This is a genomic window from Luteimonas sp. 9C, assembly GCF_902506295.1.
In the GTDB taxonomy this organism is placed as follows: Bacteria; Pseudomonadota; Gammaproteobacteria; order Xanthomonadales; family Xanthomonadaceae; genus Luteimonas.
The window spans coordinates 621,235-633,806 of record NZ_LR733312.1 but is presented as its reverse complement, the minus strand read 5'-3'; the positions used below and the strand labels follow the sequence as shown (position 1 = coordinate 633,806).

At 69.1% G+C, this 12,572-nt stretch carries 11 protein-coding genes; 5 read left to right on the top strand and 6 right to left on the bottom strand.

Annotation, left to right across the window (positions count from 1 at the left end; genetic code table 11):
* Positions 1-45: 45 nt before the first annotated feature.
* From CURTO8I2_RS02745 to CURTO8I2_RS02735, 3 genes are all read right to left on the bottom strand, one after another.
* Positions 46-1,515: a pitrilysin family protein gene (locus tag CURTO8I2_RS02745; protein ID WP_159678474.1), complete on the bottom strand. Its 1,470-nt coding sequence runs from the start codon at positions 1,513-1,515 to the stop codon at positions 46-48.
* Positions 1,516-1,525: 10 nt separating this feature from the next.
* On the bottom strand, positions 1,526-2,947 hold the full coding sequence (locus tag CURTO8I2_RS02740) for a pitrilysin family protein (protein ID WP_159678472.1): 1,422 nt from the start codon (positions 2,945-2,947) through the stop codon (positions 1,526-1,528).
* Positions 2,948-3,047: 100 nt separating this feature from the next.
* Positions 3,048-4,340 (bottom strand): dicarboxylate/amino acid:cation symporter, encoded by a 1,293-nt coding sequence (locus CURTO8I2_RS02735; protein WP_159678470.1) that lies wholly within the window; start codon positions 4,338-4,340, stop codon positions 3,048-3,050.
* A 219-nt stretch (positions 4,341-4,559) separates the two neighbouring features.
* Here CURTO8I2_RS02735 and CURTO8I2_RS02730 point away from each other — a divergent pair, with 219 nt between their 5' ends.
* The 3 genes from CURTO8I2_RS02730 to CURTO8I2_RS02720 all read left to right on the top strand — a co-directional run bounded on the left by CURTO8I2_RS02730 (position 4,560) and on the right by CURTO8I2_RS02720 (position 8,379).
* The gene (locus tag CURTO8I2_RS02730) at positions 4,560-6,263 is read left to right on the top strand and encodes an alkaline phosphatase (RefSeq protein ID WP_159678469.1); all 1,704 of its coding nucleotides are present in this window, start codon (positions 4,560-4,562) and stop codon (positions 6,261-6,263) included.
* A gap of 152 nt (positions 6,264-6,415) precedes the next feature.
* On the top strand, positions 6,416-7,201 hold the full coding sequence (locus CURTO8I2_RS02725) for a 3-hydroxybutyrate dehydrogenase (RefSeq protein WP_159678468.1): 786 nt from the start codon (positions 6,416-6,418) through the stop codon (positions 7,199-7,201).
* Positions 7,198-8,379 carry a patatin-like phospholipase family protein gene (locus CURTO8I2_RS02720; RefSeq protein ID WP_159678466.1) on the top strand — a complete coding sequence of 394 codons (1,182 nt, stop codon included), beginning with the start codon at positions 7,198-7,200 and terminating at the stop codon, positions 8,377-8,379. Before CURTO8I2_RS02725 ends, CURTO8I2_RS02720 begins: the two co-directional genes overlap by 4 nt.
* Before the next feature lie 62 nt (positions 8,380-8,441).
* On the opposite strand, the gene CURTO8I2_RS02715 is transcribed toward CURTO8I2_RS02720, so the two are convergent.
* The gene (locus CURTO8I2_RS02715) at positions 8,442-8,900 is read right to left on the bottom strand and encodes a CopD family protein (RefSeq protein ID WP_159678464.1); all 459 of its coding nucleotides are present in this window, start codon (positions 8,898-8,900) and stop codon (positions 8,442-8,444) included.
* 134 nt (positions 8,901-9,034) lie between these two features.
* On the opposite strand from CURTO8I2_RS02715, the gene CURTO8I2_RS02710 reads away from it, so the two are divergent.
* Both CURTO8I2_RS02710 and phaZ read left to right on the top strand, forming a co-directional pair.
* Positions 9,035-9,625, top strand: coding sequence for a class I SAM-dependent methyltransferase (locus tag CURTO8I2_RS02710; RefSeq protein WP_159678462.1), 591 nt, complete (start codon positions 9,035-9,037; stop codon positions 9,623-9,625).
* Positions 9,626-9,720: 95 nt separating this feature from the next.
* The gene (gene phaZ, locus CURTO8I2_RS02705) at positions 9,721-11,064 is read left to right on the top strand and encodes a polyhydroxyalkanoate depolymerase (protein WP_201295471.1); all 1,344 of its coding nucleotides are present in this window, start codon (positions 9,721-9,723) and stop codon (positions 11,062-11,064) included.
* A gap of 91 nt (positions 11,065-11,155) precedes the next feature.
* On the opposite strand, the gene CURTO8I2_RS02700 is transcribed toward phaZ, so the two are convergent.
* Entirely contained in the window at positions 11,156-12,112 is a 957-nt protein-coding gene (locus tag CURTO8I2_RS02700; RefSeq protein ID WP_159678461.1) for a sensor domain-containing protein, read from the bottom strand.
* Entirely contained in the window at positions 12,109-12,483 is a 375-nt protein-coding gene (locus CURTO8I2_RS02695; RefSeq protein WP_159678459.1) for a PadR family transcriptional regulator, read from the bottom strand. The genes CURTO8I2_RS02700 and CURTO8I2_RS02695 overlap by 4 nt, the downstream gene beginning before the upstream one ends.
* Positions 12,484-12,572: the final 89 nt, after the last annotated feature.

Below are 12,572 nucleotides of genomic sequence, written 5' to 3'. Positions count from 1 at the left end.
AGGCCCCGCACGTGCGGGGCCTGTGTGATCACGGGAGGCCCGGACTCACTCGCCGCTGCCGAAGGTTCCGTAGGTCTTCAACTGCTCGGCGACGGCCGCATCGCCGACCACGACGATGCTCTGCTGCTTCGGGTCGAAGAACTCGCGCGCCACCGACTGCACCTGCGCCGCGGTCACCGCGTTGGCCTTCTCGACATAGCTGCTGAGATAACCGGCCGGGCGACCCAGTACCCAGTTCGATGCCAGCGCCGACGCGACCGCGCCCTGCAACTGGTTCTGGAACAGGTAGGTGCCGGCGGTGAACCGTTTGGCGCGCAGCAGTTCGTCCGCATCCACGGTCACGCTGCGCATCTGCTCGAACTCCTTGAAGAACTCGCCGATCGCAGCCCCGGTCACCTCGTTGCGCACGTCGGCCTGGGCCTGGAACGCGCCACCTTCCGCGCGCAGGCCGAAGCTGCTGCCGGCGCCGTAGGTGTAGCCCTTGTCCTCGCGCAGGTTGCGCATCAGCCGACTGTCGAAACCGCCGCCGAGGATGGTGTTGGCGAGCGCAGCAGGAATCGCGCGGTCGTCGTCCGCATCGAATGCCGGACGGCCGATGCGCACCGCCGACTGCACGCTGCCGGTGCGTGGCACCAGGACGAACTGCGGACCGGCGGGATAGTCCGGCGCGGCGACATCGGCGACCGTGGTGTCCGCGCCGCGCCAGTCACCGAACGCCGACTGCGCCAACGCCATCGCCTGCCGCTCCGTCACCGGGCCGGCGATCACCAGCATCGCGCGTTCGGGATGGAAGCGCGCACCGTGCGCGGCCACCAGTCCGGTGACGTCGGTGCCTGCGATCGCGGCCTCGGTCGGCAGCGTATTGCCGTAGGGATGCGCGCCGAACAGCACGCGGCCCATCGCCCGGTTGGCCTGGTACGCAGGCTGCGCCTGCATCGCCTTGAGACCCTGCAGCGCATTGGTCTTGGCCAGCTGCACCTCGTTGGCGGGGAACGCCGGATTGCGCACCACATCCGCGAACACCGCTGCCAGCGGCTCCGCCGAGGACGACAGGCCCGACGCGGTGACGAACAGCCCATCGCTGCTCGCGCTCGCGCCGATCGATGCGCCCAGGCGCTGCAGTTCTTCCGCAATCTGCACCGAACTGCGCGTGGCGGTGCCTTCCTGCAGCAGGCCGGCGAGCAGGTTCGACATCCCCGGCAGCGCAGCGGGATCGCTGGCCAGTCCGCCGCGGACGGCGAGCACGTAGTCGACCTTCGGCAGACCGTCCTGGCGCGGCAGCACCCAGACGGTCAGACCGTTATCGAGCCGGCGTTCGATCAGACCCAGCTCGGGCAAGGGCTTGTCGGCGCCGTAGTCCGGCAGGCCGGCGGGGAGTTCGGTCGGCGGCGGCGTGGCCGGTGGCGCGCCGGGTGCAGCGGGCTGCTGCGCGTTGGCGGCGCTCGCGAGCAGGCAGGCGCCGAGCGCCAGGGCGAGCGGACGCAGGCCGCGGGTCGCAATGTAATGGGTGTGCATGTCGATCTCCTCAGTCCTGCGCCGGTGCGGCAGCGGGCGCCGGCGCGGCCGGCGGGGCGATGCCGCGCGCAGGCGCCATCGCGGCGGGCACGCGGTCGATGACGGTGCGGTTGGCATCGGTCAGATAGGTCTTCGCCACGCGCTGCACGTCGGCAACGCTGACCGCCTGCACCCACTCCGGCACCTGGTTGAGCGTCCCGGCATCGCCCCACAGCAGTTGCGCCTTGGCGAGCTCGTCGGCGCGCGAGATGAAGGGCTCGAGGCTGTTGACGTAGTCGGCCAGCAGCTTGGTCTTGGCCGCGGCCAGCGTGTCGGCCGGCACGCCGTCGGCCACGATGCGCGCGACTTCCTCGTTGACGGCGCCCAGCACTGCGTCCGGCTCGACGTTGGGCTTGTACAGCGCGAACAGCGTCATCAGCGTCGGACCGTCGTAGTCCCAGGCATGGCCCAGCGGCCAGCCCAGGCCACCGTCGATGTTGAGCAGCTGCTCGCGACCCTTGACCAGCCCCTGGTACAGGCGCGAGGCGTCGCCGCCGGCCAGCAGCTGCGACAGCACCGCCATCGGCGCGTGGTCGGGCGTACCGCGTGCGGGCATCTTCCAGCCGACCGCGAGCGCGGGCACCTGCGCCAGCGCATCGCCTTGCGCTTCGCGTTTTTCTGCCGTGTTCAGCGGTTCGGACACGTCGGGCCGGGCGGGCGTCGCGCGCGCGGGAATGTCGCCGAAGTAGTCCTCGACCATTGCGAAGGCCTCGTCCGGCGAGATGTCACCGACGATGCCGATGACCGCGTTGTTCGGGCCGTAGTAGTCGCGGTGGAAGGCTTCGACATCGGCAAGCGTCGCACCCTCGAGATCCTTGAAGCTGCCGTAGCCATCGTGCGCATTCGCCCATTTGGTGAACGCCAGTCGGTTGATGTCGAACACGAAGAACAGGCCGTAGGGCTGGTTCTGCACGTTGACGCGGATCTCTTCCTTGACCACGTCCTGCTGGTTCTTGAGGTTCTCGGGCGAGAAGTCGAGCGTCTTCATGCGGTCCGCTTCGAGCCACAGGATCGGCGCGAGCGCGGACACCGGTGCGGTCTCGATGTAGTTCGTGTAGTCGGGACGCGTGGAGCCGTTGAGCCGGCCACCGCCACCCTGGATCACCCGGTCGAACGTGCCCTTGGGCGCGACCGGCGTGCCCTGGAACATCAGGTGTTCGAACAGGTGCGCGAAGCCCGTGCGGTTCTCGGGCTCGAGGCGCATGCCCACGTGGTAGACCACGCTGACGCCGACCGTCGGCGAGCTGCGGTCCTCGGACACGACGACGGTCAGGCCGTTGTCGAGCTTCTTCGTTTCGATCGGCAGACGCCAATCGCCCTGCTCTGCAGCCGCAGGCGCGGCCAGCATCGCGAGCAGCACACATGTGCCACCCAATCCAGCGAGTCGTTTCATGGTCGGTTCCCTGTCCGCCCCGCTCCCCGGGGCACGAACACCGACTATAGGACGCCGGGGCGCGTTCCGGCGATGACGACGCCCTCGACGGCGCCGCGCGCTAGCGGCGCGCGTCGGCCTCCGTGTCTGCGTCGTCCACGCCGACATTGCTGCGCGCCGCCTCGTAGATGTCGCGATCCAGTAGGCCCGTCTCGCGCGCCACCAGCACCGGCACCAGCATCTGCCCGGTGACGTTGGTCATCGTGCGCATCATGTCGAGCACGCGATCGATCGCCAGCAGCAGGCCCAGGCCCTCCAGCGGCAGACCCGCCGCCGACAGCACCACGGTCGCCATCACCACTGCCGTGCCGGGCACGCCGGCCGTGCCGAAGCTGCCGAGCACCGAGGCCAGCAGGATGGCCGCGTACTGGGCGAAGCTCAGTTCGATGCCGAAGTACTGCGCGATGAACACCGACGCGAGCGTCGGATAGATCGCGCCGCAGCCGTCCATCTTGATCGTCGCGCCCAGCGGCACGGCGAACGCCGCGTAGTCGCGGTTGACGCCGAGGTTGTGGGTCACGCTGCGCAGCGCGACCGGCATCGACGCCAGACTCGAGGAGCTCACGAACGCGACCTGCATGCCGGGCGCGGCGCCGCGGAAGAACTTCAGCGGATTGAGGCCGTGCGCGAGCAGCAGTCCGCTGTAGACCACGAGGATGTGCGCCGCGCAGGCCACGTACAACGCGACCACGAAACTGCCGAGCGGCAGCAGCTTCTCGAAACCGTAGGTCCCGACCAGGGCGGCGATCAGGCCGAAGGTGCCGATCGGCGTGACTTCCAGCACGAAGCGCGTCACCTGGATCATCGCGTCGCTGGCCTGGCCGACCAGCGTCCGCAGCGCGGCCACGCGCTCACCGAGCTTGACCAGCGCGAAGCCGAGCAGACCGGCGAAGAAGATCACCTGCAGGATGTTGCCGTCCGACAGCGCCGCGAACGGATTGGTGGGCACCACGCCCAGCAGTACCTCGACCGGCGTCGGCACCTCGCGCGGCGTGTAGTCGGCCGCCGGGATCAGCGAACCCGCCTCGATGCTCAAGCCCGGATTGAAGGTGTAGGCGACCGCGAAGCCCACGCCGACCGCGAGCACCGCCGTCGCGGCGAACCAGCCGAAGGTCCGCCCGCCGAGCGCGGCGATCGACTGCTGCCCATGCAGGGCCGCCACCGCATTGATGACCGCGAAAAACACCAGCGGCACCGCGATCATGCGGATCAGGTTGACATACAGCGTGCCGAGCGGCTGCAGCCAGGTCCCGGCCGCCGGGCCCATCAGCCAGCCGACCAGCGCGCCGAGCACAAAGGCCCCCAGCACCCGCTGCCAGAACGGGATCCGGAACCACCAGGCCAGAAGTTTCATTCGAGGCGTGTCCACGACTGCAACAGGCGACGATACGTGACGTCATCCATGTTGGCGATGCCGGCGCCGGGACGCCAGCGTCCTGCATGTGGAACACCGGTGCGGTGTCGTCGGCCCGCCGGTGCAGGCCATCGAAGCGCCGCGCCCGTTGCGCCGCCGTGAAGCTGCCATACACCGCAGGCATACTTGCGCGGCTTTTTTTCAGGAGTTCCCAGCCCCATGCGCGTTCTCACCGCAGGCTTCGCCTGCTCGATGACCCTGCTGTGCGCCGCGTGCGCGTCCACCGCCGGTGACCCCGCCTCCGGCACCGTGCGACCGATCGCCGTGTCGCCCGTTGCCGCGCGCGCCGACGAGACGGCTCCGTGGTGGTACCGCAGCGGCGCGGCGCGCGCGGCCGGCAACGGGGCGATGGACGGCACCGCGAAGAACGTCATCGTGTTCCTCGGCGACGGCATGAGCCTGACCACGGTCGCCGCGGCGCGCATCCTCGAAGGCCAGCGCCTGGGCGGCAGCGGTGAAGAGCACGCGCTGAGCTGGGAGGCGTTTCCGGCGACCGGACTGTCGAAGACCTACAACACCGACTCGCAGACCCCCGACTCCGCCGGCACCATGACCGCGGTCGCGACCGGCGTGAAGTCGCACATGGGCGCGATCGGCGTGTCGTCCGGCAGCCGCTTCGACTGCGAAGACAGCCGCCAACGCCATGTGCAGTCGTGGCTGCGCCTGGCCAGCGACGCCGGCATGGACACCGGCATCGTCACCACCGCGCGCCTGACCCATGCAACGCCTGCGGCGACCTACGCGCACGTGCCCGACCGCAACTGGGAGAGCGATGCGGACCTGCCCGAACAGGCACGCCTCCAGGGCTGCCGCGACATCGCCCAGCAGCTCCTCGACTTCGCCCCGGGCCGCGCGCCGAAGGTGCTGCTGGGCGGCGGCCGTGGCATGTTCCGCCCGGCCGGCCTGCGCGATCCCGAATACGACGACAAGGTGGGCCAGCGTCTCGACGGCCGTGACCTCACGGCCGAATGGCAGGCGGCGAATCCCGGCGGCGCCTTCGTCTGGAACACCACGCAGCTGCGCGCCGCGCAGAACGCCTACGCGGTCTTCGGCCTGTTCGAACCCGAGCACATGCAGTACGAGCACGACCGCAACCAGGGCGCCGACGGCGAACCGAATCTGGCCGAGATGACCCGGTTCGCGATCGAGCGCCTGGCCCGCGACGGCAAGGGCTACGTGCTGCTGGTCGAGAGTGGCCGCATCGACCACGCCAACCACGAGGGCAACGCCTTCCGCGCACTCGACGAGACGGTGGCGATGTCGCGCGCGGTGCAGGCCGCGGCCGAGGCGACGTCGGCCGAGGACACGCTGATCCTGGTCACCGCGGACCATTCGCACACGCTGAACTTCGTCGGCTACCCGACCCGCGGCAATCCGATCCTGGGCAAGGTGCGCGGCCGCGTCAGCGAGGACGACGACCCGAACGCCTATGCGCTCGATGCGACCGGCCTGCCCTACACCACGCTGTCCTACGCGAATGGGCCCGGCTACACCGGCGCCAGCAACCGGCAGCCTGCGGGCCCGAAGCGCCACCATCACCAGCCGAGCAGCTTCGAGCCCGCGAGTGGCCGCCCGGACCTGCGCGAGGTGGACACCGAGCATCCCGATTTCATGCAGGAAGCGCTGGTGCCGATGAAGAGCGAATCGCATGGCGGCGACGACGTCGGCATCTGGGCGCGTGGCCCGGGCAGCGCGGCGGTACGCGGCACCGTCGAGCAGAACGTGATCTACCACCTGATCGTGCAGGCCACGCCCGCATTGCGCGCGCAGCTGTGCGCGACCGGCCATTGCAATGCGGACGGCGTGCCGGTGGACCTGCCGGTGATGACGCCGGTGGACGCGCCGGTGCGCGCGGCCGACTGAGGCCGACGCCCTTGATCCGCACGCGATCGGCCCACCCGATCGCGTACGGAGCGTTCCACGCAAGGCACCCCGCCTCGCCCGAAAGTACGACGCGGCCCGCAACCTCGAGGGGCTAAGCTGCCCGCATCCCCATTCGAAGCGGAGCGGCACCCATGAATCGACTCGACGGCAAGGTCTGCGTGGTCACCGGCGCGGCCAGCGGCATCGGCAAGCGCATCGCCGAGGTCTACGCCCAGGCCGGCGGCAAGGTCGTCATCGCCGATCTCAAGCTCGACGCGGCCGAGGCGACCGCCGACGAGATCCGCAACGCCGGCGGCGATGCGCTGGCGGTGGCGATGGACGTCACCGACGAGGCGCAGGTGGTCGACGGCATCGCCAAGGCCGTCGCGCACTACGGCCGGGTCGACGTGCTGGTGTCGAACGCCGGCATCCAGATCGTCAACAAGCTCACCGACTTCAGCTACGCCGACTGGAAGAAGATGCTCGCCATCCATCTCGACGGCGCGTTCCTCACCACGCGCGAGTGCCTGCGCGACATGGAGACGCGCAAGACCGGCGGCGCGATCATCTACATGGGCTCGGTGCATTCGCATACCGCGTCCAAGCTCAAGGCGCCCTACGTCACCGCCAAGCACGGCCTGCTGGGCCTGGCCCGCACGGTCGCCAAGGAAGCGGCGGCCTACGGCGTGCGCGCCAACGTCATCTGCCCCGGATTCGTACGCACGCCGCTGGTCGACAAGCAGATTCCCGAACAGGCGAAGGAGCTGGGCATCAGCGAGGACGAGGTGATCCAGAACGTGATGCTCAAGGACACCGTGGATGGCGAGTTCACGACCGTCGACGATGTCGCCAACGTCGCGCTGATGCTGGCCGCGTTCGAGACCAACGCGCTGACCGGCCAGAGCCTGGTCGTGAGCCACGGCTGGTACATGCAGTGAGCGAAGCAGCGGTCCGCCGCGAGGTCGCGCGCTACCCCACCGTCGCCCTGGTGCTGCAGGGCGGCGGCGCGCTCGGCGCCTACCAGTGCGGCGTCTACGAGCGCCTGCACGAGGCGGGCATCGCGCCGAACTGGTATGCCGGCATTTCCATCGGCGCGATCAACGCGGCGATCCTCGCCGGCAACGCGCCCGAAGACCGCGTCGCGCAGCTGCAGGCGTTCTGGCAGACGATCACCGAACCGGCCGGGCCCATGTCGCTGCCGGCGCTGGCGATCCGCACCGCGATCGCCGGCCTGCCGGAAGATCCGATGCTGCTGTCGTGGGCGCGCGGCATGAGCGCGATGGGCGCGCTGCTGCAGGGCCAGCGCGGCTTCTTCGAAGCGCGGCCCATCTCGCCGTTTCTCGTGCCCGGCGACGGCAGCGACGCGGCGACGAGCTTCTACGACACCGCGCCGCTGCGCGACACGCTGCTGCGCTTCGTCGATTTCGACCGCATCAACCGCGACCGCAACGTGCGCCTGACCGTCGGCGCCACCAGCGTGACCCGCGGCAACTTCCGCTATTTCGACAGCGCGCTCGAACCCCTGCGGGTCGAACACATCCTGGCCTCGGGCGCCCTGCCGCCGGCGTTTCCGGCGGTGGAGATCGACGGCGAGCCCTACTGGGATGGCGGCATTGTCTCCAACACGCCGCTGGAATACATCCTCGACTGCCGCCCGCACGAGGACACGCTGGTGTTCCAGGTGGACCTGTGGAGCGCGCGCGGCGCGGCGCCGCTGTCGATGCTCGACGTGCTCGAGCGTGCGAAGGACATCCGTTTCTCCAGCCGCACGCGACACGGCACGCGCATGGTGGAAATGGCGCAGACCCTGCGTACCTCGCTCAAGGAGCTGATCGCGCATCTGCCCGACCGCGTGCTGCCCGCACATCTCGAAGACGCGTTGTCGCCGTATCTCGACGACCGCGTGTTCAATGTGATCCACCTGATCTACCAGACCAAGCCGCACGAACAGCAGAACAAGGATTACGCCTTCGGCCATATCCCGCTGCGCGAACACTGGGACAGTGGCCGGCGCGACATGGATCGCACCCTGGCGCATCCGCAGTACTTCGCGCTGCCGGACCGCGCGCGGGGCATGGCGACGCACGACGTCCATCGCACGCGGTCGAAGGGCTGACGCGTCGGCCGGGCCGCCGGCCGCGACGGACGCGCAGTGCAGGCCGCGCCCGGGTCTCACGCTCAGAACGGCTTGGCGAGCACCAGCCACACCACGGCGACCAACAGCAGCACCGGAATTTCGTTGAACCAGCGCAGGGTCCGGGTCGACGGCAGCGGGCGGCCCCGGTCGGCCCCCTTGAGCCAGCGACCGGCGACGACGTAGTGCACCACCAGCAGCACGACCAGGCCCAGCTTGGCGTGCAACCAGCCGGCGCCGCCGCCCATGGGCGCCATCGTCGGGAAATCGGTGAGGACGGTGTAGCCCATCCACAGCACCACGCCAAGGCCCAGCGCCAGCCCCAGCATCACGTGGCCGAAGCGGTACAGACGGCGGCCCATCAGCACCAGACGCGCACGCACGTCGACGGTGTCGCCGGCCTCGACCAGGTTGATCAGGATGCGCGGCAGGTAGAACGCGGCGGCGATCCACGCCATCACGAACACCAGATGGAAGGTCTTGACCCACAGATAGGCTTGCATCGCGCTGGCTCCTCGGCTGACGGACAAGGATCGCACGACCGTGCACGTCCATCGCACGCGGCAGCCGCCTGCGACTTCCGGTCGCAGCGCCGGCAGCGCCTAGAATGCGCGTCCCGCATGCAACCGGCCTCCCGATGTCCAAGCATTACGATCGCGCCTATTTCGACCGCTGGTACCGCGCCGGCGCTATCGGCGGCCCTGCGCGCCTGGCGCGCAAGGTCGCGCTCGCGGTCGCGACCGCCGAGTACCACCTCGAACGGCCAGTGCGGACCGTGCTCGACATCGGCGCCGGGGAAGGCGCGTGGCGCGCGCCGCTGCTCAAGCTGCGGCCGAACGTGCAGTACCTGGGATTCGACGCCAGCGACTATGCGGTGTCGCGCTTCGGTCGCGCGCGCAACCTGCACCACGCGCGCTTCGCCGATTTCGCCATGCTGCGCCCCTGCCCGCCGGTGGACCTGCTGGTCTGCAGCGATGTGCTGCATTACCTCGAGACGCGCGAACTCGACCGCGGCCTGCCCGGCCTGGCCGAGCTCACCGGCGGCGTCGCATTCCTCGAGTGCTTCACTCGCGAGGACGGCGCGGAAGGCGATGCCGACGGCTTCAAGCAGCGTCCGGCGCGCTTCTACCGCAGCCGCTTCACCGACGCCGGCTTCCGCGCGCTCGGTTCGCATTGCTGGCTGTCGCCGCAGCTGGCCGACGCGGCGACGTCCCTCGAGACCGTCTGATCCGGTGGTTTGGCGCGACTGAACCGCGACAGTGCCGGCACCGGCCGGTCACCGGCGATGCGCTATGCTGCGACGCAGCAACCCCACACACCGGAATGCCGATGCTGTTCTACCAAATGCACGAGATGGGCCGCGCCTGGATGAAGCCGTGGACGCTGCTGGCCGACGCGAACGCCAAGGCGTTCGGCGCCGACGGCACCTGGCTGTCCAGCCTGCCCGGCGCCGAGCAGCTCTCTGCCGCCAACGAACTGCTCTACCGCATCGGCAAGGACTACGAGAAGCCGGACTTCGGCATCCACGCCATCGAGAACGACGACAACGACCGCACCTACCCGGTCGTGCAGCTCGACGCGCTGGTCAAACCGTTCTGCAAGCTGCTGCGCTTCAAGCGCTATACCGACGATCCCGCGCATCTGGACGTCATCAAGGCCCAGCCGACCGTGCTGGTCGTCGCGCCCCTGTCGGGCCACCACGCCACCCTGCTGCGCGACACCGTGCGCACCCTGCTGCGCGACCACAAGGTCTACGTGACCGACTGGATCGACGCGCGCATGGTGCCGGCCGAGGCCGGTGCGTTCTCGCTCGACGACTACATCGCCTACATCGAGGACTTCATCCGCCACATCGGCGCCGAAGCGCTGCACGTGGTCAGCGTGTGCCAGCCGACCGTGCCGGTGCTCGCCGCGGTCTCGCTGATGGCCGCGCGCGGCGAGGCCACGCCGCGTTCGCTGGTGATGATGGGCGGGCCGATCGACACCCGCCAGTCGCCGACCGCGGTCAACAACCTCGCGACCGAAAAGCCGCACACCTGGTTCGAACAGAACGTGATCCACCCCGTGCCCGTGAACTATCCCGGCCGCGGTCGCCTGGTCTATCCGGGCTTCCTGCAGCACATGGGCTTCATGGCGATGAATCCCGAGCGCCACCTGGAATCGCACTGGGATTTCTATCGCGACCTGGTCAAGGGCGATGACGACGACGCGCAGTCGCATCGCCGTTTCTACGACGAGTACAACGCCGTGCTCGACATGCCCGCCGAGTACTACCTCGACACCATCCGCGTGGTGTTCCAGCAGCACCTGCTGCCGCGCGGCACCTGGGTGGTGGCCGGCGAGCGCGTGGACCCGTCGAAGATCACCGGCACCGCGCTGCTGACGATCGAGGGCGAGCTCGACGACATCTCCGGCGAAGGCCAGACCCGCGCCGCGCACACGCTGTGCACCGGGGTGTCGGAAGCCGATCGTGCGCATCTCACCGTCGAGGGCGCGGGTCACTACGGCATCTTCAGCGGCCGCCGCTGGCGCACGCAGGTGTATCCGCAGGTGCGCGCGTTCATCGCTTCGCATGCGCAGGGCGCGCGCCCGGCGGAGGCGAAGCCGGCAGCGAAGACCGCACGCAAGAAAGCTGCGAAGCGGACGACGAAAAAGAAGCCGACCTGATCACGCGCGCCACGCAGGCGCGGATCACGCACACAAAAGGCGCGCCGGTTTCGACCGGCGCGCCTTTTTCGTGGATCGGAGAACCGGTTGCTCAGCTGTACTGCGCGGTCTTCACCAGCAGGTGCTTGGCGATGTTGCCGTGCATGCGGCCGATGCCGCGGAACAGGTGCAGGCTGGCGAACAGGGTGAGCACGCCGGTGACCAGCAGCAACGGCGTCGCGACCAGCGGGAACGAGGTCGACAGGCCCGCACCGGGTGCCCAGTTCAGCACCGCCCAGCCGAAGTCGCTCACGCCGGACGTCGCCACGCCCGTCCACACCAGTAGCGGTGCGGCGATCATGCTCAGCGACAGCGACAGCAGCGTGACGTTGATCGTGAAGTAGACGATGCCCAGCGGCAGCATCAGCAGCAGGTAGAACAACGTGCTCCAGGTGCGCGCGTCGGTGAACATGTCGCCGATGCGCTGCAGCCAGTTGCGCCCGCGCGCCGAATACAGCGGCCGCCGCGGCATGCGCTCGCCGAGCATGACTTCCACCAGACGACCCTCGACCAGCGACAGCAGCCGCACCGAGCCGAAGAACAGGATCAGCAGCGGAATGCCGATCAGCACGACCACCAGGCTCAGCGACACCGACAGGCCGGTCACCACCCAGGTGAAATAGAAGATGCCCGTCGCCAGCGACAGCACCATGTAGAACATCGACGCGTATGTGCGCGGGTCGGCGGCGACGCCGAAGAAGCGGCCGATCAGCGAGGTACGCGGCTTCGGCGCCGGCGGTCGCAGCGCGGTCTGCACCTTGACCTCGGTGTCGCGGTAGATGTCGGCCACCTCGTCCGGCGCGCCGTAGCTCGACGCGACCGAGGCGATGACGTCGGCTTCCGAACGGCCCGGCTGCTCGGCGAGCTCCGAGCGCAGGTATTCCTCGGCGTCGTAGAGCGCGTCCTGCACCAGCGCGGGATCCGCGCCAGTGAGTGCGACGCGCAACTGTTCCAGGTACTCGGGGATGCTCTGCGGTGGCGTTTGCAAGTTCGTGCGGATGCTGCTCATTGGCGCTCCCCCTCCAGGACGGCGTCGACGGAATCCCGTGTGGCCCGCCAGGCGGCGGTCCACTGCTGCAGGGTGGTCCGCCCTGCTTCGGTGATGCGGTAGTAACGGCGCGGCGGTCCGGCGACGGACGGTTCCACGTGGCTGTCGAGCAGACCGGCGGCACTGAGGTTGCGCAGCACCGGATACAACGCGCTCTGCTTGCCGCTGAGCACGCCGTCGAGCGATTCGAGACGCTTGGCGATCTGGTAGCCGTACATCGGCTCGGCCGCACTGCCCAGCACCGCCAGCAACGCCAGCGACACCGTGCCCGCGCTCAGTTCCTTCTGGAACTTGCGCAGCTGCAGCTCGCTGTCATCCGGGGCATCGGCCATGGGCCACCTCCGCTAGGTTGATCAGATACTAGTGCGGACTTCGCTATAGCGGATGTGCCGGTAGTCACGCAGACCATCGACTCGGCCAC

Excerpts from the sequence above, each read along its gene's own strand:
- CURTO8I2_RS02745 (WP_159678474.1), bottom strand. The coding sequence starts at position 1,515 with ATGCACACCCATTACATTGCGACCCGCGGCCTGCGTCCGCTCGCCCTG.
- CURTO8I2_RS02740 (WP_159678472.1), bottom strand. The coding sequence starts at position 2,947 with ATGAAACGACTCGCTGGATTGGGTGGCACATGTGTGCTGCTCGCGATG.
- CURTO8I2_RS02735 (WP_159678470.1), bottom strand. The coding sequence starts at position 4,340 with ATGAAACTTCTGGCCTGGTGGTTCCGGATCCCGTTCTGGCAGCGGGTG.
- CURTO8I2_RS02730 (WP_159678469.1), top strand. The coding sequence starts at position 4,560 with ATGCGCGTTCTCACCGCAGGCTTCGCCTGCTCGATGACCCTGCTGTGC.
- CURTO8I2_RS02725 (WP_159678468.1), top strand. The coding sequence starts at position 6,416 with ATGAATCGACTCGACGGCAAGGTCTGCGTGGTCACCGGCGCGGCCAGC.
- CURTO8I2_RS02715 (WP_159678464.1), bottom strand. The coding sequence starts at position 8,900 with ATGCAAGCCTATCTGTGGGTCAAGACCTTCCATCTGGTGTTCGTGATG.
- CURTO8I2_RS02710 (WP_159678462.1), top strand. The coding sequence starts at position 9,035 with ATGTCCAAGCATTACGATCGCGCCTATTTCGACCGCTGGTACCGCGCC.
- phaZ (WP_201295471.1), top strand. The coding sequence starts at position 9,721 with ATGCCGATGCTGTTCTACCAAATGCACGAGATGGGCCGCGCCTGGATG.
- CURTO8I2_RS02700 (WP_159678461.1), bottom strand. The coding sequence starts at position 12,112 with ATGAGCAGCATCCGCACGAACTTGCAAACGCCACCGCAGAGCATCCCC.
- CURTO8I2_RS02695 (WP_159678459.1), bottom strand. The coding sequence starts at position 12,483 with ATGGCCGATGCCCCGGATGACAGCGAGCTGCAGCTGCGCAAGTTCCAG.